Raw genomic sequence first — 23,353 nt, 5'->3', positions numbered from 1 at the left:
CTGCGGATAGCAGGCCATTACGCCGTAAACAGAGTGAGCGACAAACCATCCGCGGCCAGCGAACACGCGGAGCCGACCTCTGACCGACCACTGTGCGAAAGCAAAACCCATCGCTATGACTCTGAACAAAAAACTCGCTTCCATGATCGCCATCCTCTGGATCGGCCTGATTCTGATCGGCGGCTTCGGCGCATGGCAAAGCCGCGCCTCGATGATCGCGGACCGCCGCGATCAGTTGACCGCGTTGATCGACCAGGCCAACCACATCGTGGCCCGCTACCACACGCTCGCCCAGCAGCACGCGATGTCGGAAGAAGACGCGAAAAAACAGGCGCTCGAAACACTCGCGTCGATGCGCTACGGCAAGGACGGCTACATCTCCATCAACGACTCGCAGCCCGTCATGCTGATGCACCCGTTCAAGAAGGAGATGATCGGCAAGAACCTCGCGCAATTCGCCGATCCGGCGGGCAACCATCTGTTCGTCGACATCGTCAAGGCGGGCAATCACGATGGCGGCGGCTTCGTCGATTACCTGTGGTCGAAGCCGGGCAGCGACCAGCCGGTGGCGAAAACCAGCTACTCGTTGCATTTCACGCCGTGGGACTGGTATCTCGTCACCGGCATGTACATGGACGACGTGCAGCGCGCGTTTTATGCGAATCTGCTGCGCTGGCTTCTCATCACCGTCACGCTCGGCGCGATCGCCACCGCCGCGATGCTGCTGGTGTTGCGCAGCATCCGCCGCTCGCTCGGCGGCGATCTCGAAGTCGCCGTGGAAGCCGCGCAACTGATGGCGCGCGGCAATCTCGCGGCACGCGTGCCGGTCGCGCCGGGCGACACGCAAAGTCTGCTGCATGCGCTGAGCACGATGCAGGCCGGTCTGGTCGACACCGTTTCGCGCGTGCGCCTGGGCACGGAAAACATCAACATCGGCGCGACCGAAATCGCCGCCGGCAACACCGATCTCTCGCAACGCACCGAGGAACAGGCGGCCGCGCTCGTCCAAACCGCGTCGAGCATGGACCAGATGACGGTCAACGTGAAGCAGAACGCGGACAGCGCGCAGCAAGCGTCGCAGCTCGCCGGTCAGGCCGCCGATGTCGCCACGCGCGGCAGCCGCGTGGTCGACGACGTGGTCCGCACGATGGGCGAGATCACCAGCAGCTCGCGGCAGATCGGCGACATCATCGGCGTGATCGACGGCATCGCCTTCCAGACCAACATTCTCGCGCTCAACGCGGCCGTGGAAGCGGCGCGCGCGGGCGAACAGGGGCGCGGCTTCGCCGTGGTCGCCGCCGAAGTGCGCAGCCTCGCGCAGCGCTCGGCCACGGCGGCGAAGGAAATCAAGGCGTTGATCGAGACCTCGACGCATACCGTGGAGGCCGGCGCGTCGCTGGTGTCCAACGCCGGCTCGACGATGGGCGAGATCGTGCAGTCGGTGCGCCGCGTCAACGAAATCCTCGAGGAAATCAGCAACGCGTCGCGCGAGCAGAGCGCGGGCATCGAACAGGTCAATCGCGCCGTCGGCGAAATGGATCAGGTCACCCAGCAGAATGCCGCGCTGGTCGAGCAGGCCGCCGCCGCGGCTCATTCGCTGAAGGATCAGGTGGGCGTGCTGCGCGAGGCGATTTCGAGCTTTGCGCTGCCGGCTTGAGGATAAATTTGGACGCTGACGGAGGTTAGCGGAAGCGCAAAGAAAGAAGGCGCTCGACAGCAGGGAGCGCCTCTTTAACACGCCGCGTCGGAGTTGACGCATTAATCGAACGAACGAGCCGCGCGGATTTTCAAGTCCGCGCGGCTTTTTTCATGCTGCTTGGGCGTGCGCGACGTGCCGCGCATCCACGATCGGCTTGCGGAGGCCTCGCATACAGATTACGTTCTGATTACAATCGGAGCGGCGGCGCCGGTTCGGGCGGCGCTGGCCGATCCGCTGTTCATTGCTGTTTGTCTTTCAAAGATGCAAAGCCCATGACCCAGAAGAAGAAGTCCGAGCACGCACCCTACGCGCCCGTCGCGAAGAACCAGTTGCTGACCGCACGCCTGCCGATGTGGCGCTCGAAGCTCATCGTCCTGCTGGTGTTCGCGGCGTTCGCCTCGCTGGCGGGCCGCGCGTTCTGGGTGCAGGTGATGAACCAGGACTTCTACGTCGATCAAGGGCAAAAGCGCTATCAGCGCACCATCGAACTCGATGCGACACGCGGGCGCATTGTCGACCGCAATGGTTCGATGCTCGCGGTCAGTCTCGCGACCTATGAGATCTGGGCCTCGCCCAAACAGCTCGACGAGGCCGCGCTGCCGCCGCTCTCGAAGCTGCTCGATCTGCCGCTCGCGGAATTGCGCCGGCGTCTGAACGGCGACAAGAGCTTCGTGCTGCTCAAGCGCCAGGTGGATGCCGACACCGCCGGTCATCTGAACAAGCTGGGGCTTGCGGGCATCACGCAGATCGCGGATTCGAAGCGCTTTTATCCCGAAGGCGAGTCGGCGGCGCACGTGGTCGGCTTCACCGATATCGAGGACAACGGCCAGGAAGGCGTCGAACTCGCCGCCAACGAGCAGTTGCTCGGCGTGCCCGGTCATCGCGAGGTGATCCGCGACCGGCTCGGCCGCGTGGTGTCCGAGACCCGGCCGCTGGTGCCCGCGCAAAACGGCGCGACCATCCACCTGACGATCGACCGGCGCATTCAGCAACTCGCCTATGCGCAACTGAAGGAAGCCATTGCCAAACACCACGCCGAAGCCGGCAGCGTGGTCGTGCTCGATGCGCGCAACGGCGAGATCCTGGCGCTCGCGAACTATCCGAGCTTCGATCCGAACGACCGCGCCCGGCTGACCGGGCGGCAACTGCGCAATCGCGCGGTGGTCGACACTTTCGAGCCCGGCTCGACCATCAAGCCGCTGGTCGTCGCGCTGTCGATCGACGAGGGCAAGGTGCGGCCGCAAAGCGTCATCAATACCGCCCCTGGCTGGTACAAGATCGGCCCGGCGGTGATTCACGACACCTCGAACCACGGCATGATGACGGTCGCCGAAGCGGTGCAGAAGTCGAGCAATATCGCGCTCGCCAAGCTCGCGCTGAATCTGCCGGCCGAAAAGATCTGGACCAAATATCAGGAATACGGGCTCGGCTCGCGGCCCGATCTGACTTTTCCGGGCGTGGCGTCCGGCAAGGTGCGGCCGTACAAACGCTGGCGTCCGATCGAACAGGCGACGATGGCCTACGGCTACGGGTTGTCCGCTTCGCTGCTGCAGATGGCGCAGGTCTACACCGCCTATGCCGGCGACGGCACGATGCATCGCGTGAGTCTGGTGCGCGACGGCGCGGGTGCGGTCATGCAATCAGCGCAAACCGGCCATGCGGTCACGACGCCGGCTACCGCGCGCGCGATTCGCTCGATGCTGGAAATGGCCACCGGCGAAGGCGGCACCGGGCGCGCCGCGGCGGTGCCCGGCTACCGGATCGGCGGCAAGACCGGCACGGCGCGCAAGCAGGTGGGCGCGACTTACGCGAAAAACCGCTATCGCGCGCTTTTCGTCGGCATGGCGCCGATGAGCGACCCGCGGCTGATCGTCGCCGTGATGATCGACGACCCGGCGGGCAAGGCGTTCTATGGGGGCACGGTGGCGGGGCCGGTGTTCAGCGGAGTGACGGGCGGCGCGCTGCAGTTGCTCGGGGTGCCGCCGGATGCGCCGGGCGTTTGACAGATTCGTTAGCAATGATTTGACGGGGAAGCACGATACACGCACTGCCAATGCGCCCGACGTAATGTAACCGCCTCGATTTAGATCTCTTAACAACGTTTTATTGCGTGGCGCGGCAGAAGCATTGCTAGACTGGGCCGCGCGCCGGACATCCGGCAATCCGGCGCGCCATTGCGCATCGATCGCCACGCAAGCGGTCGATGCATTCTCCCCCGCCCAGGCAAGCAAAGGAAACGCCATGACGAATCGAATCTTGACGACCGCCGCCGGTGCGCCGGTCGGCGATAACCAGAACTCCGAAACCGCCGGCCCGCGCGGCCCGATCACGCTGCAAGATTTCTGGCTGCTCGAAAAGCTCGCGCACTTCGACCGCGAAGTCATTCCAGAACGCCGTGTTCATGCCAAAGGCTCCGGCGCATTCGGCACGCTCACCGTCACGCACGACATCAGCCGGTACAGCAAAGCGAAGGTGTTCGAAGTCGGCAAGGTCACGCCGACGTTCATGCGCTTTTCCACCGTGGCGGGCGAGCGCGGCGCGGCCGATGCGGAGCGCGACGTGCGCGGTTTCTCGGTGAAGTTCTATACCGAAGAAGGCAATTGGGACATTGTCGGCAATAACACGCCGGTGTTTTTCATTCGCGATCCGCTCAAGTTCCCCGACTTCATTCACACGCAAAAGCGCAATCCGCAAACCAACTTGCGCGACGCCAACATGGTGTGGGATTTCTGGTCGCGCAATCCGGAATCGCTGCATCAAGTCACGATCTTGATGAGCGACCGCGGCATCCCGAAGAACTACCGGCAGATGCACGGCTTCGGTTCGCATACGTTTTCGCTGATCAATGCGCAAAACGAGCGCTTCTATGTGAAGTTCCATTTCAAGTCGAAACAGGGCATCGAAAACTATACGAATGCCGAGGCCGCCGAGCTGATCGGCCGCGATCGGGAAAGCGCGCAGCGCGATCTGTTCGAGCAGATCGACAAGAAGAACTTCCCGCAATGGCGCTTCTGCATTCAGGTGATGACGGAAGCCGACGCGCATGCGCGCGCGGAAAATCCGTTCGACATCACCAAGGTGTGGTCGCACAAGGAGTTTCCGCTGATCGACGTCGGCGTGCTCGAACTGAACAGGAATCCGGACAACTATTTCGCCGATGTCGAGCAGGCCGCGTTCACGCCCGCCAATGTCGTGCCGGGCATCGGCTTCTCGCCGGATCGCCTGTTGCAGGGCCGCCTCTTCTCATATGGCGACACGCAGCGCTATCGGCTCGGCATCAACCATCATCAGATTCCGGTGAATGCGCCGCGCACGGCGAACCTGAATTCCTATCATCGCGACGGCGGCATGCGCACGGACGGCAATCTCGGCAACACGCCGAACTATGAGCCGAATCGGTTCGGGGCATTCCCGCAGGACGCCTCGGTGAACGAGCCGCCGCTCGCCGTGGATGGCGCGATCCAGCGCTATGACCATCGCGAGGACGACGACTACTACAGCCATCCGCGCGCGTTGTACAAGCTGTTCGACGCGCCGCAGCGCGAGCGTTTTTTCCGCAATATCGCCGAAGCGATGGCGGGCGTCGCGCCGGATATCGTCAACCGGCAATTGGCGCTGTTCGACAAGGTCGACCCCGGTTACGCCGAAGGCGTGAAGAAGGAACTCGGCAGGACGAAGCCGGTTTCGGAAACGGCGTTGCCGTAAAACAGTTGGGACGGCTGGGCGCTGGCGCATGCGCTTTTATCCGATCTTAAGTCTGGCTTAATTCTTCCCTGCAACCATGGCGCTCACCATCCCCCTGTTGAGCCGCCAGAGCATCGGCGGCGCTTTTTTTAAGGGGTGTCGCCGACGCGCCGAAAGATGGGCTGCATGCCTGCGAAGAAGGAGTCAAACCATGGTTGAAGATACGGTATTTGCGCATCTGCGCGCCATGCCCGGCAACGAATGGGTGCGCCAGATCCACACGTGCAAGGTCTCGGACCCGCTGCAGCATCCTTGGGGACGTTCGTATCGCCTCGTCGAATGGACGATGAAGCACACGCCCGAATCCAGCCGCCGCGTGGTGCCCGCGGAAAGCACGCCGTTCGAAATCGCCCAGGCCGTGGTATCGCACATACCGGGCCGCCGCTTCTGCCAGCATGGCGACGAATAACGCCTGCTCGCACTTCGCCGCAACTGAAATTTTCATTATCTGGCGCGCGCGTGGCGTTCTAATGCGGAACGCTCACGCGCTATGCCAGCGCGCCGTTTTCCTACCCAACCAATCGCGTTCGCGATAGGCCCGCATCTGGCAATGCTTGACAGTCACGTGGAACGATCACGCCTATGATCGGCGCTTCATTCGCCACGTTTGACGGTCATGCCATGAACTATCCGTACGATCTCCTTACCGCGACCTGCCTGTTCATCATTGCGGTTTCGACCTCGATCATGATCGCGTTGTGCTAACAGCCCGAGGTACTTTTCGCAGGCGCGATGCGCGGGCAAACCGCGCGGGCGGGTCAAGTCAACGCGTTTGCGTGGCCACACGCAGGCCGAGCGAAATGAACAGCACGCCGATGATCTTGTTTTGCCAGCGAGTCAGCCATGTCAGACGCTTGACGAGCCTGCCCAGCGGCCGGATGGTCAACACGATCAGCGTCGTATAAAGCGCGCTCATGCCAACGAAGATAAGTCCAAGCGTCGCGAATTGAAGGAACGAAGAGCCGTGCTCCGGGCGCACGAACTGCGGCAGGAACGCGAGGAAAAAAAGCGCGGTCTTGGGATTCAATACTTCGGCGGGAATCGCCTGAAAGAAGGCTTTGGAAGCGGACACCGACGCGACGGCCGGCCTTTGCGCGTTCGCCTGCTTTTCGCGCAAGGCGCGAATGCCCAGATAGACGAGGTACGCCGCGCCGACGAATTTCACGGCGTTGAACGCAAGCGCCGAGGTCATCAGCAAGGCCGACAGGCCTACCGCCGCTCCCAGCGTATGAACGAAATCGCCCACGGCGACACCGAGGCCGGTGAGAATGCCGGCCTTGCGGCCACCGTGCACGGTACGCGTTAAAACCAGCAGCACGGCTGGACCCGGAATCAGAAAGAGTCCAAGTACGACGGCGATGAAGGTTCCCAAGGTGGAAAGATCGAGCATGTTGTCTCCTTTGACGCGCTGGGTTTCATGGACGGGATGCGCGTTCAGTGAGGGATTGTAGTCGAAGGTGCCGGGTTTCATCGGCGTGCAGCGTAGCGTGGTAGACAGGCGCGCAAAGTGCGCGGGATGCGCCGTTTTCCAAGCCGCCAGTGGATGCGGAGAACGGCGACGCCATCTTACATCCGCGTTTTGCCGGTTCGCCGGCTGCGATCCGTTACCATTGCGCTCACGGAGCCACGTGTGTCCGCAATTTTCCTTCACCGAAGTCCTTGCCTTGCCCACCTATACCTTGCCTGCGGCGCTGACCGCGGAACTCGAAATCCGCAAGAGCCGTTTCATCGCGCACGCGATACCGGTTGCCGACCGCGACGCGGCGATGGCCGAGTTGCGTCGTCTGCGCGACGAGCATCCTGCCGCGACGCATGTGTGCTGGGCGCTGCTGGCGGGCGGCCAGTCCGGCATGTCCGACGACGGCGAGCCGTCCGGCACCGCGGGACGGCCGATTCTCGAAGTGCTGCGGCATCATGATCTGGACGGCGTGCTGGCCGCCGTCGTTCGGTATTACGGCGGCGTGAAGCTCGGCGCCGGTGGCCTGGTGCGGGCGTATACCGATGCGATTGCTTCCGCCTTACTGAATGCGCCGCGGATCGAGAGAATTGCTCAGGTCTCGTTGACTGTCGAGGTCAGCTACGCCGATGAAGCGAAAGTGCGGAGATGGCTCGAAGCCGAGGAATATGCGCTTGTCGATAGCGCGTACGGGATGCTCGTGAGGATGACGATCCGCTTGCCGGTCACCGCGATGGACGACGCCAGGCGAGCGCTCGTGGATATGACGCAGGGAAAAGCCGGGTTCTTCTGAAACGGCTTCGCGGTTTTCAGCGTGCTCGTCTGCCGGCACGCCGCGCGCTGATTAACAAGACGCGCTTGCGCGGCCCGCTGTTACCATGCTGCCCTCCACCGCGATGATTCATTAAAAAGGTGCTCCTCTGACCTCGACCGCCGCTTCTTCCCGCACAGCGCCTGAGTCGCAGCAACGAATCCAGTCGCTGCGGCAGACCTTCAGTCCTTCCTGCCTCGCATTGACACGCACCGTGCTCAAGGGCTGCGGCGCCGTCGCGCTACCCTTGATGCTGTCCGCCTGCTCATGGTCGTGGTTCGGCCTGAATGCCGCGTCCGCGCCTCACCCAGTTGCGCATTCGCAGCCCACGGGACGGCTCATCGTCGCCCCCGCGCGCGACTTTGCCTACCTACCCGCTCGCACCGGACGCGTCTCGCCGAACCGCATCGAAAACACGGCAATGACCAGCATCGTGCTAAAAGGCGACATCAACGAAGCGGTGCGCAACGGCATCGCGAACAGCTTGCAGGTCGCCGGCTTTCATCTGAACGACGACAGGAAGGTGCTGAGCGGCAGCATCGAGAAATTCACCGTGGACGACGCGCGGTCGCCGGCATTCTGGACGTTGAAGATGCGCTATGTGGTGACCGATGCCGCGACTCGTAAGGTCGTGTTCTCAACCTCGAAAACGGTCAGCCGGAAGTCGCCTAAATTCACCAGCAGTCCCATCGCTATCGAGGATACGGTGAAGCTGAGCGTTGACGCGTTGATTAGTGATCCGGGGTTTGTTAAGTCGGTGAATTGAGGCGTCGTTGCATGGATGCAAGTCGGTTTCGCTACAATCATCCAGGAGTGTCGCGAGAGCCTGCCGTTGCGCCGCGCGATGCGTCGAAATGCCTGTTCATCGTGCGAGCCTGTCATGTCCATCACCGCCTGGCTATTTTTTCTGCCCGCCTGCTTCGCGATCAACCTCGCGCCCGGACCGAACAATCTACTGTCGATTAACGTGGCCGCGCGTCACGGTTTCATAACCGCTTTCGTTGGCGGCACTGGCCGGCTTGTTGCGTTCGCATTGATGCTGGTGCTTGCCGCAACGGGACTCGCTGTTGTGCTACATGCATCCGAGTGGTTCTTTCTCGCCATCAAACTGGTTGGCGCCGCTTATCTGATCTGGTTGGCGATTCAACTGTGGCGCAGCGACGCCCCTGCCATCGACTCGACACAGCAGGACGAGGCATCGCTCGGACGGACTGCACGTCGTGAGTTTTTCGTGGCCGCCGGCAATCCGAAGGCGATTCTCGTGTTTACCGCGTTCCTACCGCAATTCGTCGATATCGCGAAGCCGATACTGCCGCAGTTCGCCGTGCTGGGCGCGAGCTTTCTCGTGCTCGAGTGGGTCGCGATCGCGCTGTATTCGTGGGCCGGGATGTATCTTGGGAAATGGCTGGTACGGGTTACGGTTCGTCGGTGGTTTAATCGTTGCTGCGGAGCGTTTCTGGCGGGGGTTGGGGTGAGTTTTTTGTTGGTTCGGCGGGGGTGAGGCGTTGAAGGGGCGCAGGTTTGTCTTAAATCACCGTTACGCGGGATAATAAAGTCCTTGCCAAACAACGCTCCGAACGAATGAACCGGATTAAACGTTACATCGCTACGGCACTCGCCTTCGCTCTTGGCGAGACGCTGGTCTGCGTCATGTTATTGACCGCGCTCGCATGCAAGCTGACCGGAAGCATCAGAAAATCGCAGCCGCCGCGTTAAGCCTCCGTCATTGCTTGCCAAAGACAGTCAACGCCGCGCGTAGCGCCGGTTTTTGGGTATCGGACGCATCCACCAAGCCAAAATTGCGCTCGCGTGCATTTTTGCCATGCGCTGTATCCTGCCATTCGTAGATTGAAATCAGCGGCGTCCTCATCGAATTGCGCTTTAGGAGAAACGACTTGATGTCTGCCGCCTGACCGGCGATACCCCCATTGCGCCCGGAGGAAACGCCCCACTCTGTGATAACCGCCGGTAGTCCATATCGGGAACGCACGTACACGGATGCTTCTCGAATCTGCGATTCGCTCATGCCGTACGCGTGATATGAAACCGCGTCGATGCAATGGCTCGACGGCGATTGAATGCTTTGCAATAGCTTATCGGAGTGGGACCCGGAGGCAGGAACCGTCGCAAAACCGAATCCGATGACAGGAGTCGTGCCGAGAACGGCCCTCAACCCGCTGCACACCGCCTGCATATAAACTGGAAATGTGGAATCGACATCGCCAGTTGGCCAGAACGTGGGCAACTCCGGTTCGTTCCAGAGTTCAACGGCGAGCAGATCGCTACCATTTGCGCCAGCCAGGCTGCCCACTACGTTGATCAGTTGCTTCGCTGAGTCGCGCAGTTGCGCATTGCGCGCCGCCTCATCGTTCGAAGACCTCGCGAGCGGGATCGTCGAACGCACCGTCAGAAGGACGGGTAAATCTGCCGCTTGAGCAGCGTTAAACGCGTCAGTCACCTTCTTTTGGTATTCCGCTGTCTGCATTGAATTCGTCCACACCCCAAAGCGAACGAAGCTAAATCCGGTGGCTTTGATCTGTTTCGCCGTGGTCGGCGTAAACCGCTCGATCTTTACCTGAACGCCAACCTTGGAGGCGCCTTCGTGATCTGAAATCCAGTCTTGCTTCTTCGCCTGCACTTGCATGGCGGCGCTGCACATGCAAAACGCGATCACGCCTACTTTCGATAAACGTTGAAATGAAATCACCTGATAGTCACTCCAAGAGGTTCCCGTCGTCCAAACCAGCGATTCAGCCACGCAAGCACGGGTTTCTCAATCCGACGGTGACACACGTCACTGGCCGCGCACACCACAGCGATCACGATGAAGACCGTCGCCGCGCCGTTCCACGAGTTCAGATTCGTCTGCATCGTCAACACCTTTCGCAGAAAGCCGACGACATAGGGATGCAACAGATAGATCGCGTAGCTGGCAGCCCCAAGGCGAGCAACAAGCCTGCTCCGCGTGCTCCAGCCTCCCGTTTCCATTGCGATCAGGGACGTGATGAACGCGAACGCCGGCACGCCATACACCGCCGTGCGCATAAATCCGCTTGGTGCGCCATACAACATGAAATACGCAGGCATCGCTGCAAGGCTCGCTACAGCGCTGACCAGCCAGAACCACCGCGAAATACGCTCGACTCTCGCCAATTGCACGGTCCAGTACGCGAGGACCCCTAGGCAGAATTCCAGCAGAAATGGTTGCCCGAGGTAGTCGACGATGAGATTCGATGGTTTGACCAGCGCATTGAGCAAGCTATATAAAGCAAGCGCGGCAGCTGCAACCGCCGTAGCGAAGCGCGGACGTACCACGCTGATCGCGACTGCGATGACAAGATAGAAAAGCAGCTCGTATTCGAGCGTCCACCCATTGAGGTTGAGCGGTCCCCAATGACCGTTGTCCTTTACGTAAGGGATGAATAGGAGCGACTTCACTAGGTATATGGCGTCTGCAGTCGTCGTGTTCAACCAGTGCGGCCTGATCGTTGCAATGATGTATACGCCGATAGTCGACAGCCAATAGAGCGGCAGAATGCGGATGAGGCGCTTGCGCAGAAAGTCGCGCCCCTCGCCCGGCGCGACGAGCGACATGATGAAGCCACTGATTACGAAGAATATGTCGACGCCGCATTGTCCGAACGGCAATACACCGAGGTGATAGGCGACGACTACAAGCGCGGCGAGCGCGCGTGCGCCCTGCACGTTGTCATAAACTCGCGGCCGGTCAATTATCGTGCTCATGGGTTAAACGCCTCTTCGGTTGAGCCATATCGCTGTTGAGCTGCCGATGACTGTGGTTGAGAATCGACCGGCGGATAACCCGCCGGCGTTTGGCCATTCGGGGCCCGCGAGCGGACAGCCAGAGCGCTGAGCCGCCATGCACAAAAGAGCGCGACGCTGGAAAGGTGCCGTGTGTAGCTACCCAGATCCGGCTCGAACAGCATCGATACGGCCATGTGCCCGATGACAAGGCTGGCGAGCACATCCATCGCGCGTGTGTCGATGCCCGCCGCGAGGCCGCTCTTGCGGCCGAACACGGCGCCGATTGCGATCCATACGAAGATCAGCATCACGAACTCCTTGGGCTCAGGGGAAAACAGCACGGGAACGTTCAGTCTGAGGATCGCGTAGAAATAGTCTGCGCAGAATGCTGCGAACGAGGTCGGCTCCAGCAGGTTGTAGAAGCCGGTGCGCGCGCCGTAGGGCGAGCCCGCGACCAGATAGTCGACTGCCATATCGCGCGGATGCAACAGTACGTAGTAGGTGGCATCCGGCAGCAGGTACAGCCCCGCCACGCCCGCGAGAACCAGAAACGTCTTTAGTCGCAGCGATGCTGAGCGGAATATCCATGCGCCCGCGGCAACCGCGAGAATCATCACGAAATAGATACGAACCGTTAACGCGTATCCGAGATAAAGCACCGCTGCGGCGAGCGCGACATGCACCACACTCCACCTTCGGGCGATCAGAACCAGCACCACCGATATCAGGACGACGAGCGTGTCCTTGCTGGCCACGAACAGATTGAAGAACACGCATGGCGCGATCAGCACCATATTCATCAGCAGGCCGCCGAGGCGCTTCGAGCTTCCAACCATCAGCCAGATAAATAGCGCACCGATACTCACCACAAAGACATTGGTACCGAGATCACCGAGCGAAGCATAAAACTTCGCAACTGCGTCGAAAGACGTATCTTGATACGTGTTCGAGCCACCGATCTGCGACTGGATCTTATCCGAATCGCGGAACACGAACTCGGGCAAAAACACGCCCGCCTTCGCGTACATCATCAGATACAGCAGGATGGATAGACTGGCGATGAGCCGGATGACACCCACGCTGAGCCGCGGACCGGCGTTAAGTGCCTTACGAAACATAAAACGCTTCCTTATTGCTGTCCACGACGACGGGAGTCTCGCGGGCACGCATGACGATCAGCACCAGTATCGCCACGATCCCCACACTCGCCGTCAGGTGCGCCAATGCCGCGCCGATTGCGCCCAGCCGCGTGACCAGCATCCATTCGAGCGGAATACTTACGACCGCCACAACCGAAATCGCAATGACAACCGGCTTCCCGAGGCGCAGCGCGACCGCGCCACTCCAGAAAACGTCCGCGATGGACCTCAGAACGAACGAGACGAGCAGCGTGAGCAGCATCATGAGTGCCGGGCCGTCAGCGGGTTCGCCAGCGAGCCGAAAGATCGGCTGGCTGGCGAATAGAATCCCAGCGACGGCAAGGATCGAAATGCAGGCGCTCGATCGCGCCGAGGCTCGCAGCACCGTCCAGAAGTCACCGTCGACCGCACTCAGCGCGCGCACCAGCCGTGGTCCCGCCGTCACGACGATCGTCGCGTAGGCGATCGTCTGGATCGAGTTTGCGATCGACCACGCGAAAACATAACGCCCGAGTTTGTCCGCCGTCACGACACCACTCGCGAGAAACCGCTCACCGTATTGCAGACCGGATAGCACGGTCGTCGCGACGAAAAATGGCAAACCGGCGATCCACACCGAGCGGACGCTTCGCGCGCCGTCGGTGGCAGGTGTTTCCCGCTGCAATCCCGCCTCGTGCCCTGCATGCCCTGAACGCCACACGCATCAGCACGCCGCGACCGCGGCGATGACGTTCGTCCCGCACCACAATGTGAAAATCATCTCGACGGAACGGACCCCGCCGGCGAGCAGGCCGACAATCGCCACACCCGCCCATGCGCCGGTACGGATGAAAAGCAGCGCCGACCCCAGCCTCGGGCGATGCAGCGAAAAGACGTACGAGGTCGTCTCAAGCCCCAGATGCTCGGAGAACGCCACGAGCACCACGCCCCAGAGAATGCCAGGCGTGATGCGATGAAATGCACCCAAACCCGCGCTGTCGTACAGAAACGCGACGATGGCGGCAATCACCGCGTACACGACGCAATAGAGCAGGAGCAAACGGCGCGCGTCGCGGATCGCGCCCACCGGGTTCACGCTGCTCAGTCGCCGGTTGATCTCGGTGCTGAATCCCAGACCGAGTAATTTGGACGATACGACCGATACGGCGAGCGCCAGACCATAATCGGCCACGGCTGCGAATCCGAGCGTGCGTGCGACGACGATCGTCAGCACGAATTTCAGCGCCAGCGATGCGATGCGAAGCGTCAGGCGAATGAGCAGGTGCATGACAATACCGCGCTATGCGTTTCTCGCGGTGCGCAGCGCGGCGAGAATGCTGTCCCGTCCGCTGCGGATCCGCTCGAAACCCGACGAGGCGTTCGCCCAGAAAGCGCGAATCGCATCCGGCGCCATGATCGTCGCGGCAACCTTCCCGGCATCGAAGTCGGCCGCGTTGGCCACCCAGTCGTGCAAACCGAGATCAGCATACGCACCGAAACCCTTGCGCTCATAGCTGAGGTGATAGGACGGCACGCCATTCAGCACCGACTCGAGAGCGCCATGCAGGCGCACCGATACCACGACGTCTGGCGTGTCCTTCACGAGCAAGTCTTTCAGCGTCGTCGGTTCGCCGTCGATGCCGATGCTTCGGTAGTATGCAAGGTCGTCGTTGCCGCGGCCCCTACTTTGCACGGCAAAGCTGATCCGGCACGTTTCGCCCAGCTGATGGATCAACGTTCGCGTGGCGCTCTCGTAGCGCCCGCGCTGCTGCGCACTCCAACTCGGCGCCCGCCGTAGCACGAACGCTACATGGCTGACGGCAGGACGGGCCTTCCGTGCGCGCGTCATGATCTGCTCGCTGCGCCGTTCGAAATCGAGCACCGCGAGATCGGGAGCCCGCAGGGTGTTCGCATTGCGCTCGAGAAAGGCCAATGAGCGGTTGTCGCGAACGAACACGGATGAAAACCCGCTGAGCATGCCCGACAGATGCGAGCGCAGCGGTTCCGCTGGCATAGTCGGTCCGATGCTTTGCGGCAGATACACGGTCGGTTTGTCAGCGAGACGTGCCGCGCGCATCTGCAGCAGATGGCCCGCTTCGAGCTTGAGCGCCTCGATGCAGTTGCGCGCGCGCAGGTATCCGCCTCCCACGCCGACGACGAGATCGGCCGACTTCAGAAGCTGCAACAACGCGCGCATCCGGCCGTTGCTGTCAATGGGAAACATAAGACCGGCCGCGCCGGCCCCAAGACGGGTCATGCCACTGTCCGCAAGAACTGGCGCCGGATAGACATCGGGGTACTGGAGGAACGAACCGGGATCGGCCGCGACGATCGATACGCGCGTCCCCTCGCCCAAAGCCTCGTTCAGCAGAGTGACCGAGAGGTCGACGAGCAGTCCATCGCCCGAATTCCTTGAGCTGTAAGCGTGAAGGAGAACCACGTGCGTTTGGGTTGCCATCAATTGCTCTCCTTGAGCAAACGCCTGTAGAGGTCCACCGTGCGGTCGATCATGGCGTTAGCGGAAAAACGCTCAACGGCCCGTTCGCAATTGCGGCCCATGTGTTCGCGCATCATCGGATCTTGGGCGAGCGCGGCTATGGCGTCCGTGAACACCGTCATGTCGTCTGCATTGGGAACCACGAATCCCATCTGTTCCGCGTCAACCAGTTCGGCCGCGCCGGAGACCCGCGTGGCAACGATTGGGACGTGCGCTGCCATTGCCTCGAGGACGACATAAGGGAAGCCTTCATAACGGCTGGATAGTGCGAAGATGTCGAAGGCGGAGAAGTAGCGACGCGCCTCCGGGAACAGCCCCAACACACGCATGTTGCGCGGAATGGCGTCGGCGCTCACACCCGACGCGGCAACGAAGTCCCCCGGCCCCATCACCGCGAAAATGACGTTATCGATTCCACGGTCGAGCAGGCTTTGGGCAACCCGTACCAGCCGGTCGACACCCTTCTGGAAATCCAGCCGCCCCACGAATCCGACAACGACCGCGTTGCTCGGCAAGTCCAACGCCGCGCGGGCTTCGACGGCTGGAAGCAGCATAGGGGTTGGTACGCCGTTGAAGATCGTCTCGATCTTGTCCGCGGGTATGCGCAATACCTGCCGCAAATGTTCCGCTTCATCGAGCGAAACAGCGATAATTCGGTCGCTGCGCATGCGACCGAGAAATCCTTCGACCAGTCCATAGAAACGGCGTTGCGCACGCGGCAGATACGGATTGAGCGTGTAAACGGCATGTGGGGTGTAGACCTGTTTCCACGGGCCTAAGCACAGACGGGCGAGCGCACCCGCCTTTGAGCTGTGACTGTGAACGATGTCTGGCTTGATCTTTTGCAGACATTTGAATAAATGAGCGAAGGCGATCGTATCGGAACTGCTGATCGAGCGGACCATCGGCAGCCGATGAACCGTATCACACTGTGCGAGAACATCGTCCGCCAGAATTACGCCGTCAAAACGAGCTCCGATGGGAATCACCAGGTGAACCTCGAAGCCCCCGCGGGCGCGCAAGCCGCGTACCATATCAGCGATATGGACGGCTACGCCGCCACCCGCCGCTTCGACCACGAGCGCCACACGTAATGCGGGCTCCCGCGAGTTCCGACGATCTCGCAGGGCAGTCCGACTACCGTGGGCGACAACTGATTGCGATCGTTCAGCGGCAACTGCTGTATTGACTCGCATCACCGCCCCAGTCCAAGACGCACCAATATCTGACGCCAGCGAGATACTAGTGCCGGCTGCGCCTCTTCGTACCGGTACTGCACGTACCGATAGGCTCCGGTTTTTCGGCCGTAGCTTCGCCTTCCGGATTTTGGATCGAGGCCGTTAAGAAGTGCACCAGCCACTGAAATACCAGAGTGCGCAAATCGCTTGACCGATTCCGAGAGTTCCGCCACGCGAGTGCGGCCGGCTCGTGCAACGAGCAACACCGTCGCGCAGTGGTCTGCCAATACCATCGCGTCGGTTACGGCCAGAACCGGCGGCGAGTCGACGAGCACTACGTCGTAGTTACGTGCGCTCGCATCGAGAATCTGCCCCACGCGTTCCTGGATGAGCACCTCCGCTGCGCTACCTGGCAGCCCGCCCGTGGCAATAAAGTCCAGATGCGGGACCACGTCGCGATGAATGACCTGATCCAGCGCAAGCTTCCCTGCAACGACGTCCGTAAAGCCACGCTCGCGCTGCCGACCGAAGTATTGATGGAGATGGCCCCTGCGAATATCCCCGTCGATGACCAATACGCGCTTGCCACTTGCGGCCAGCAGCGCTGCGAAATTCGCCGACACGAATGATTTCCCAACGTCGGGCGTAGGGCCGGAAATGAGGACCACGTTATTTTTCGCGTTCAGCATCGCGAACTGAAGTGCCGTTCGCAAGCTTCGAAGACTTTCGACCGCAGGTTCGTGCGGATAGGCTTGCACCAGCAGACGGACGTCCAACGGGTGAGTGTTACGCTCCTTATTGAGTTGCTGTTGATAGCGCGACTCCGGAATCGTTGCATACACGGTCAGGCCGGCGTGGCTCTCGATCTCCTCCGCCTCGGCAATTCCGGCGAACAGGTAGTTGTGAACAAAAGCAAAACCAACACCCAGTAACAGCCCGAGCAACGTGCCGATAGCGATCGTCACCGGGCGGTTAGGAAAGGCGATTTTTTCAGGAACTACCGGTGAATCGACGAGGCGCACGCTTCCTGTCTTGCCCGCCTTGACCAGTTTCAGTTGCTGAACGTTATTCAGCAGCGCCGCGTAGAGATCCGTATTGACTTTTACATCCAGCATCAGACGCACAGCATCCTGCTGAACATCGGGCAAGCGCTCTATCTGCTGGGCGAATACGCTCTCCTGGGCGCGAAGTGTGGCGATCTGCGCGTTGAGCGCAATCACTTCAGGATGTGAACCGGTAAACCGGGAGGAGAGTTCGTCGCGCTTCTGTTGCAGTTCGAGCATGCGCGTCTTTGCATCCGCCGTCTGCTGAAGTGCGATTTTGGCTTCCTCCGTCAAATCGACGGACCCCCGCTTATTACGCAACAGCGTGTAGCGGACCTCGGCATCCTCAAGTTGCTTCTTGAGCACCGGGACTTGCGCATCCAGAAATGCTAGAGATTGCGCAGCGTCGGCCACCTTGCGTTCGATGTTCTGCTTCAGGTAGTAACGGCCGACCGCCTGCATCTGGTCCCGAATCATGACGGGATCAGTTCCCCTCAGGGTTGCAATGAGCACGCCCGACGATTTGATCTTCTCCTTGACGTCAAGACGGCTCTGCATTTCCGTGATTGTGCCAAGGCGAGATTTCCGGGACAGTTCGAACTTGGTGCCTGGTGCCGCATTGAACGACCTCACGAACAGCGTCATCGGCCCATGGCTGGTCTGAATCACCTCGACCCGGCCAACCCGGCCAACAAACGGATTCTCAAGAATCCGACCGGATAGGCTATAGCGGCCCGTAGAAAGCACGGTAAGCGAGAATCGGTCACCCTCCACGCGCGTCGGGACGTCGAACTGAATAATGTCGGCGTGTTCCGCGCCCCACGCCCAGCCACCGATACCAAAAATACCTGGGCGCATTGCCGTGTCACTGACGCGTGCCACAAAATCGCCGATCAGCGGGAAACGGCTCGGGTGCACCGTGATATAGCTATGCAGTTCGTCGACAACGCTGGTCACGACGAGCCGCGAGGCCATGATCTGCTGCTCGGCGGAAGTCGGCGAGTTGTAGTTGAACAACGACGACACGTCGCCCAGCAGGCTCTGGGCAGCAGCCATACCGTTGCCGTCCTCAACCTGAACCGAGATGTCCGCCTGATAGCGTGGCGGAAACAGAAAGGCGAAAGCGGTCGCAAGTGCGGCGCAAGTGAGGCAAATCTTGAGAATGGCACTTCGGTACTCGACCAGTACGTCCAGTACCCCGATGAGATCTAGCTCATCGTCATGTTTTAACGCCTCGTTCTCAGGCGACTGCAACGATTTCATTGTGAACAAAGGTGGGTGTTTTGAGGGAGTGTCAAGGCAAAGTCTTGTCGGTACGCGAAACCGGCATAACGGCTGTACCGGATACGCCCGCGATGCGGAGGGACCAGCCTTCGACGCCGGCCTCGATGAGGCTCAGACTTTCTTCGAATGTCGCCCGGTCCCTGCCGTATGGGTCCGGAATGTCGAATCCTGCCAGGGAATCCCCCGGGGGATTCGAGAAGTCGCCGAGTCGATATACGCGTCCAGACAAAAACGGGAATCGACGCTCGAGGTACTGCCTCTGCCGATGGCTCATGACAAGGACAAGATCGGCGGATGCCGCCATCCACCCCACCAACTGCCGGGCACGGTGCGCACGGATATCGAGACGGTGTTCGCGCATCAGGCTTATGGCATGAGGATCCGCTTCACGGCCGATCAGCGCCGTAATACCGGCGGACTCCACAGTTACGGACTTAAGGCGCCGCGAGAGGAGAGCCGCCGCCATAGGACTGCGGCAGATATTGCCGGCGCATACGGCCAGCACGCGTTCAATCATTTCGCAATAACTCCCGCGGTCAACCCCGTGCTAATCAACGGCATCAACAGACTCAGCACACGATTGAAGCGAACGAGACCGCTGCCATCCACATACACGACGTCTTTCGGTTGCAGATCGAAATCCTTGGCCAGCAGCATCGCGACCGGCGAGCGGCCATCGAGGTGAAATACTTCGGGCGTCCCGCTCAACGAACCACGAACCACGAACATCTGCGCGGCATCGGCAGTCGATGCGTTGACGCTACCGGCCTGCGACAATGCGTCCGCGAGCGTGATGCGTCCGGTTCGACGCGGAATCGCTGATACGGGTTTGTTCACCTCGCCCATCACGTACACATCGTTTTCGTCTCGGGACACGACACGCAGCAAATCACCGTGTTTCAGATAAAGTCGTGACGGGCTCACTCCTTGGGCCAGCAATTGCGTCATGTTGAGGCGATGCGATTGGCCGTCGCGTACCAGCACGAGGTCACTCTGATCAGCGTGTTCATTGAAGCCGCCGGCACGACCGATTGCTTCATAAAGCGTCATGGGCACGTCATTGACAGCCAGCGCGCCGGGGCTATGCACCTCTCCGTCGACATAGATCTGACGCGCACGGTAAGAAGCCATTCGCACAGTGACCTGTGGTTTGACGAAGTACTTCGCGAGCGCCGCGGTCAGGCGCCGTTGTATCTCCTCGGTACGCAGCCCTGCCACATCCAACGTGCCTGCATACGGAAAAGTCAGAGTGCCGTTCTGATCGATAATGAAACCGGCAAGAGGATCACCAGGTCGCGGCGAGGACTGCGTTTGCGAAGTACCGAGCGCGGCTGCGAATTCGGGGTGATCCCAGACAACGATCTGCAGCACATCACCGGGCCCGACGGCATAGGCCTGCGGCGCTTCCGAAAGTAGCTGCGAAAGCTCCAGTTGCTGTTGCTTGCGGGTTTGAGCGAGGCTCGAGATGAGCGCTGCATCAACCTTAGTGATCGCGATGTCAGGCGTGCCTGGCGTCGCATTGGCTTTTTCCTGAATCACGTCTGCGCCGACTGCGCCGGCGGCATTCGAATTGCTCGATGCATCCTGCACTCGAGAGGTTTCCATCCGCATACCCGGCGCCACCGCGCACGCGCTGGTCAGCAGCGTGACGGCCGCCATAAGTGCCCCAAGCCGATACACCGGCCGCGACTGAATTACCGCTAACATCGTGTTCAACCTATTCAAGCGAGCAAGCCGTAGCTTTGCCCTCGCTGCCCGAGTTCGGGCAGACGTCATTCGTGTTTCATTGAGATACACATCGCCGGACGCGTCACCGCACGCCGGAGAAAATGCGCGGACATCAATACGCATTCCGATGCACCAACCCCTTCACCACCGTCGCAAGAACGATGCGCATATCCAACCCGAACGACCAGTTCCGCAGGTAATACAGATCGTGTTCCACACGCCCCTGCATCTTTTCTATCCGGTCGGTTTCTCCGCGAAATCCGTTCACTTGAGCCCACCCGGTGATGCCCGGCTTAATCCTGTAACGATGGATATAGCCGTCGACGATGGACCGGTATTGGTCGTCGTGTTCTATTGCGTGCGGCCTGGGTCCGACCACCGACATTTCGCCACGCAGCACATTCAAGAATTGCGGCAACTCGTCAAGACTCGTACGGCGCAAGAAAGCGCCGACGCGAGTGATGCGCGGATCTCCGCGTGTAGCCTGGCGAACCACCCCGGGCTGCTCCGCATGCGCGCTCATCGAACGGAACTTGTAGATGCGAAAGACACGCCCGTCCGCCCCCTTGCGCCGCTGGGTAAACAGAACCGGTCCTTTCGATGTCGACTTGACGGCCACCGCAATCGCCGACATCAGCGGTAACAATGCAATCAGGACCGCCGCGGCAAACAGCCGATCGAAAATCGCTTTCTGAATCAGGGCGTAGGGAGTCATCGGCGAAGCCATCAAATTGATAGCGGGCGCGCCGATCAGGTCCACGACGTTCCGGTCGAACATCGCAAGGCCGCGTACGTCGGGAATAAAGCGCAAATTGACGAGGTCGCCGCTGAACTCGTCGATGATCCGCAATACGGTGCGCTCTTCGGACATCGGCAGCGCAATCCATACTTCCTCGATCCTTTCGCGGCGCACCCAATCCGCGAATTCACGCAAGTGCGCAAACGACGGCAAGCCCGGAACGTCCGGCTCGCTACCCCGTCGCGTGTTGAACGCCCCGACCGCTCGGAAACCCGCGCCAGGCGACTTCACAATGTTGGCGATCACGCTGTCGCGATGCGCGCCCGCGCCGACCACGGCGACCGTGCGCAAATTGCGCCCGGCGCGCCTCATTCGCTGAAGCACTGCATGCACGAGCAGCCGCGACGCCACCAGACCCGTTGCCGTCATCACGGTCCAACTCACGCACCAGATTCGCGAGATCGATGCTGTGCGATGAAGCAGAAACATCAAGGCAAGGCCGCAGACCTGCACGATGATCCAGCCGAACACAATGTTCAGACTCAGATGCCATTTGGAGCGGCCGCGCCATGAGTCGTAAACACCGAACAACGGCAAGAGCAGAATGCCGAGCGCCATATCGAATGCGACAAACGCACCCTCGACAATCAAGTGCCCCGAGTCCGGCATGAAGAAATGCGACGCCAGAGCCGCGCCCAGCGGGATCAGCATCAATCGAGCAGGCGCGCCAGCACGCCCTCTTTATCGACGAAGTTACGCGTACCGGCTTGACGAATCACGATCGGCATCGTGCTTGGCTCTAGCATCCAGCCAGGCAGCAACGCCGAGAACCGGTTTCGACACGCGGCAAACCTCGCACCGGTACGAGAGACGGCAATTCAGCCAAACGCGCCAAATCAACGTTCTTATTCGCGGCATCACTTGCAGCGTGTTTGTTCACGGTTCCGCCTCAATGGGTCAATTCTTAAAGAAGGCGCATTCTGCTCTGGCTGGCATCGCCGTAGAGTGCGAAATTTCCCAAATGGCCGCCGCTTTAGCCGGTCCAATGGATCGCTTTCCAATCCGCGTCCGATGAATTCGGCATCTCTTGAGAGCGGTTTGCGCCGCCTCCTTTCATAATCAATTGCTAATGCATCGATCGAGAAACTTTAACTATCTGTGATTGCGCCGCGCCCGTATGCTCGATTAGTGGCCCGCCGCCTTGCACCGGTGAAAGGTGGCATCGGGCAAAAGATTTACATAGTCACAGGAGACGGCATCATGAAGATTTGCATCTTCGGAGCGGGAGCGATTGGCGGCATGATGGGCGTGCAGTTGGCACGCGCCGGCGCTGACGTGAGTTTCATCGCGCGCGGCGCGCATCTCGCGGCAATGCGCGAACACGGCGCGCGTCTGATCATGGATGGCGAAACGTTCAGCGCGCCCGTACGCTGCACGTCCGATCCACGCGAACTCGGCGTGCAGGACTTCGTGATCATCACGCTGAAAGCGCACTCGCTGCCCGGCGTGGTCGACGCAATGCAGCCGCTACTGGGCAAGCACACGGCGATCGTCACCGGCGTAAACGGCATTCCGTATTGGTACTTCCATCAGCACGGCGGCAAGTTCGCCGGCACGCGCCTCGCGAGCATCGATCCGGACGGCGCGCAATGGACCAAGCTCGGCCCCGAACGCGCGATCGGCTGTGTGCTGTATCCCGCCGCGGAGATCGTCGAACCCGGCGTGATCAAGCACGTGTACGGCAAGAAATTCCCGATCGGCGAGCCGAGCGGCGAGCGCACGCCGCGCATTCAGCAGTTGCACGAAATCATGCAGGCGGCCGGTTTCGACGCGCCGGTTCGTGACAATATCCGCGACGAAATCTGGCTCAAGTTGTGGGGCAACCTGTGCTTCAATCCGATTAGCGCATTGACTCACGCCACGCTCGATATCCTCACGAGCGACCCCGGCACGCGCGCGGTATCACGCACGATGATGCTCGAGGCCAAGCGCATCGCGGATCAATTCGGCGTGCATTTTCGCGTTGATGTGGAAAAACGCATCGACGGTGCGGGTGCGGTCGGCGCGCATAAAACCTCCACGCTGGTCGATCTGGAGAATCGGAGACCCATGGAAATCGATCCGCTTCTGACGGTGGTGCAGGAGATGGGTCGTCTCGTCGGCGAACCCACGCCGACCATCGACGTGGTGCTGGCGCTTGTCAAACTGCGCGAGAAGATGGCATTGCAGGGCGATTGAAGGCCACCGCTTAGCTCTTGAAGCTGATGAGGAAAAGGATCGGACGCGCAATG

20 protein-coding genes and 1 pseudogene are annotated in these 23,353 nt (G+C 60.6%); 9 read left to right on the top strand and 12 right to left on the bottom strand.

Annotation, left to right across the window (positions count from 1 at the left end; translation table 11 throughout):
- The first annotated feature begins 115 nt into the window (after positions 1-115).
- The 5 genes from ACTJLC_RS09280 (at position 116) to ACTJLC_RS09260 (ending at position 6,148) form a co-directional block, all read left to right on the top strand.
- Positions 116-1,657, top strand: coding sequence for a methyl-accepting chemotaxis protein (locus ACTJLC_RS09280; RefSeq protein WP_114164250.1), 1,542 nt, complete (start codon positions 116-118; stop codon positions 1,655-1,657).
- 314 nt (positions 1,658-1,971) lie between these two features.
- Positions 1,972-3,702, top strand: coding sequence for a peptidoglycan D,D-transpeptidase FtsI family protein (locus tag ACTJLC_RS09275; protein ID WP_073427246.1), 1,731 nt, complete (start codon positions 1,972-1,974; stop codon positions 3,700-3,702).
- 238 nt (positions 3,703-3,940) lie between these two features.
- The gene (locus tag ACTJLC_RS09270) at positions 3,941-5,404 is read left to right on the top strand and encodes a catalase (protein ID WP_073427245.1); all 1,464 of its coding nucleotides are present in this window, start codon (positions 3,941-3,943) and stop codon (positions 5,402-5,404) included.
- Positions 5,405-5,594: 190 nt separating this feature from the next.
- A complete protein-coding gene (locus ACTJLC_RS09265; protein ID WP_073427244.1) occupies positions 5,595-5,852 on the top strand; it encodes a DUF2866 domain-containing protein in 258 nt (85 codons plus the stop codon).
- A gap of 173 nt (positions 5,853-6,025) precedes the next feature.
- Positions 6,026-6,148 carry a hypothetical protein gene (locus ACTJLC_RS09260; RefSeq protein WP_268802016.1) on the top strand — a complete coding sequence of 41 codons (123 nt, stop codon included), beginning with the start codon at positions 6,026-6,028 and terminating at the stop codon, positions 6,146-6,148.
- A gap of 58 nt (positions 6,149-6,206) precedes the next feature.
- Here the strand turns inward: ACTJLC_RS09260 and ACTJLC_RS09255 are convergent, their stop codons facing one another.
- A complete protein-coding gene (locus ACTJLC_RS09255; protein WP_073432968.1) occupies positions 6,207-6,833 on the bottom strand; it encodes a LysE family translocator in 627 nt (208 codons plus the stop codon).
- A gap of 238 nt (positions 6,834-7,071) precedes the next feature.
- Here ACTJLC_RS09255 and ACTJLC_RS09250 point away from each other — a divergent pair, with 238 nt between their 5' ends.
- The 3 genes from ACTJLC_RS09250 (at position 7,072) to ACTJLC_RS09240 (ending at position 9,211) form a co-directional block, all read left to right on the top strand.
- Positions 7,072-7,692 (top strand): IMPACT family protein, encoded by a 621-nt coding sequence (locus ACTJLC_RS09250; protein WP_374709812.1) that lies wholly within the window; start codon positions 7,072-7,074, stop codon positions 7,690-7,692.
- Positions 7,693-7,924: 232 nt separating this feature from the next.
- Positions 7,925-8,476, top strand: a complete 552-nt coding sequence (locus tag ACTJLC_RS09245) for a hypothetical protein (protein WP_073432966.1) — start codon at positions 7,925-7,927, stop codon at positions 8,474-8,476.
- Between the two features lie 114 nt (positions 8,477-8,590).
- A complete protein-coding gene (locus tag ACTJLC_RS09240; protein WP_083081302.1) occupies positions 8,591-9,211 on the top strand; it encodes a LysE family translocator in 621 nt (206 codons plus the stop codon).
- Positions 9,212-9,433: 222 nt separating this feature from the next.
- Here ACTJLC_RS09240 and ACTJLC_RS09235 read toward each other — a convergent pair whose 3' ends face one another.
- The 11 genes and pseudogenes from ACTJLC_RS09235 to ACTJLC_RS09185 all read right to left on the bottom strand — a co-directional run bounded on the left by ACTJLC_RS09235 (position 9,434) and on the right by ACTJLC_RS09185 (position 21,850).
- Complete coding sequence (locus ACTJLC_RS09235; RefSeq protein WP_152035383.1) at positions 9,434-10,417, bottom strand: cellulase family glycosylhydrolase; 984 nt, start codon at positions 10,415-10,417, stop codon at positions 9,434-9,436.
- The gene (locus ACTJLC_RS09230) at positions 10,414-11,454 is read right to left on the bottom strand and encodes an acyltransferase family protein (protein WP_073428496.1); all 1,041 of its coding nucleotides are present in this window, start codon (positions 11,452-11,454) and stop codon (positions 10,414-10,416) included. The genes ACTJLC_RS09235 and ACTJLC_RS09230 overlap by 4 nt, the downstream gene beginning before the upstream one ends.
- Positions 11,451-12,593, bottom strand: a complete 1,143-nt coding sequence (locus ACTJLC_RS09225) for a hypothetical protein (RefSeq protein ID WP_440843692.1) — start codon at positions 12,591-12,593, stop codon at positions 11,451-11,453. Before ACTJLC_RS09225 ends, ACTJLC_RS09230 begins: the two co-directional genes overlap by 4 nt.
- Entirely contained in the window at positions 12,583-13,278 is a 696-nt protein-coding gene (locus ACTJLC_RS09220; protein WP_440843690.1) for a lipopolysaccharide biosynthesis protein, read from the bottom strand. The genes ACTJLC_RS09225 and ACTJLC_RS09220 overlap by 11 nt, the downstream gene beginning before the upstream one ends.
- A 39-nt stretch (positions 13,279-13,317) precedes the next feature.
- Entirely contained in the window at positions 13,318-13,827 is a 510-nt protein-coding gene (locus ACTJLC_RS09215) for a hypothetical protein (RefSeq protein WP_440843688.1), read from the bottom strand.
- A gap of 66 nt (positions 13,828-13,893) precedes the next feature.
- Positions 13,894-15,051 (bottom strand): polysaccharide pyruvyl transferase family protein, encoded by a 1,158-nt coding sequence (locus ACTJLC_RS09210; protein ID WP_440843686.1) that lies wholly within the window; start codon positions 15,049-15,051, stop codon positions 13,894-13,896.
- Positions 15,051-16,178 carry a glycosyltransferase gene (locus ACTJLC_RS09205; protein WP_186814032.1) on the bottom strand — a complete coding sequence of 376 codons (1,128 nt, stop codon included), beginning with the start codon at positions 16,176-16,178 and terminating at the stop codon, positions 15,051-15,053. Before ACTJLC_RS09205 ends, ACTJLC_RS09210 begins: the two co-directional genes overlap by 1 nt.
- A gap of 107 nt (positions 16,179-16,285) precedes the next feature.
- Positions 16,286-18,574: a polysaccharide biosynthesis tyrosine autokinase gene (locus ACTJLC_RS09200; protein WP_310313821.1), complete on the bottom strand. Its 2,289-nt coding sequence runs from the start codon at positions 18,572-18,574 to the stop codon at positions 16,286-16,288.
- Between the two features lie 31 nt (positions 18,575-18,605).
- Positions 18,606-19,112, bottom strand: a complete 507-nt coding sequence (locus ACTJLC_RS09195; RefSeq protein ID WP_073428501.1) for a low molecular weight protein-tyrosine-phosphatase — start codon at positions 19,110-19,112, stop codon at positions 18,606-18,608.
- Positions 19,109-20,254 (bottom strand): polysaccharide biosynthesis/export family protein, encoded by a 1,146-nt coding sequence (locus ACTJLC_RS09190; protein ID WP_114164244.1) that lies wholly within the window; start codon positions 20,252-20,254, stop codon positions 19,109-19,111. Before ACTJLC_RS09190 ends, ACTJLC_RS09195 begins: the two co-directional genes overlap by 4 nt.
- A 181-nt stretch (positions 20,255-20,435) precedes the next feature.
- A pseudogene (locus ACTJLC_RS09185) lies at positions 20,436-21,850 on the bottom strand (undecaprenyl-phosphate glucose phosphotransferase).
- Positions 21,851-22,322: 472 nt separating this feature from the next.
- Here ACTJLC_RS09185 and ACTJLC_RS09180 point away from each other — a divergent pair.
- Entirely contained in the window at positions 22,323-23,300 is a 978-nt protein-coding gene (locus ACTJLC_RS09180; RefSeq protein ID WP_083081318.1) for a 2-dehydropantoate 2-reductase, read from the top strand.
- The last annotated feature ends 53 nt before the right edge of the window (positions 23,301-23,353 follow it).

The organism is Paraburkholderia sp. 22099 (assembly GCF_052045835.1).
GTDB lineage: Bacteria > Pseudomonadota > Gammaproteobacteria > Burkholderiales > Burkholderiaceae > Paraburkholderia > Paraburkholderia terricola.
Note: the sequence above shows the minus strand (reverse complement) of the source record. Positions and strands in the feature narration are given on the sequence as shown.

Bases quoted from the DNA above. Each gene is read 5' to 3' on its own strand.
- ACTJLC_RS09240 (WP_083081302.1), top strand. From the start codon at position 8,591: ATGTCCATCACCGCCTGGCTATTTTTTCTGCCCGCCTGCTTCGCGATC.
- ACTJLC_RS09275 (WP_073427246.1), top strand. From the start codon at position 1,972: ATGACCCAGAAGAAGAAGTCCGAGCACGCACCCTACGCGCCCGTCGCG.
- ACTJLC_RS09280 (WP_114164250.1), top strand. From the start codon at position 116: ATGACTCTGAACAAAAAACTCGCTTCCATGATCGCCATCCTCTGGATC.
- ACTJLC_RS09230 (WP_073428496.1), bottom strand. From the start codon at position 11,454: ATGAGCACGATAATTGACCGGCCGCGAGTTTATGACAACGTGCAGGGC.
- ACTJLC_RS09210 (WP_440843686.1), bottom strand. From the start codon at position 15,051: ATGGCAACCCAAACGCACGTGGTTCTCCTTCACGCTTACAGCTCAAGG.
- ACTJLC_RS09225 (WP_440843692.1), bottom strand. From the start codon at position 12,593: ATGTTTCGTAAGGCACTTAACGCCGGTCCGCGGCTCAGCGTGGGTGTC.
- ACTJLC_RS09190 (WP_114164244.1), bottom strand. From the start codon at position 20,254: ATGGCGGCCGTCACGCTGCTGACCAGCGCGTGCGCGGTGGCGCCGGGT.
- ACTJLC_RS09265 (WP_073427244.1), top strand. From the start codon at position 5,595: ATGGTTGAAGATACGGTATTTGCGCATCTGCGCGCCATGCCCGGCAAC.
- ACTJLC_RS09270 (WP_073427245.1), top strand. From the start codon at position 3,941: ATGACGAATCGAATCTTGACGACCGCCGCCGGTGCGCCGGTCGGCGAT.
- ACTJLC_RS09255 (WP_073432968.1), bottom strand. From the start codon at position 6,833: ATGCTCGATCTTTCCACCTTGGGAACCTTCATCGCCGTCGTACTTGGA.
- ACTJLC_RS09180 (WP_083081318.1), top strand. From the start codon at position 22,323: ATGAAGATTTGCATCTTCGGAGCGGGAGCGATTGGCGGCATGATGGGC.
- ACTJLC_RS09260 (WP_268802016.1), top strand. From the start codon at position 6,026: ATGATCGGCGCTTCATTCGCCACGTTTGACGGTCATGCCATGAACTAT.
- ACTJLC_RS09195 (WP_073428501.1), bottom strand. From the start codon at position 19,112: ATGATTGAACGCGTGCTGGCCGTATGCGCCGGCAATATCTGCCGCAGT.
- ACTJLC_RS09200 (WP_310313821.1), bottom strand. From the start codon at position 18,574: ATGAAATCGTTGCAGTCGCCTGAGAACGAGGCGTTAAAACATGACGAT.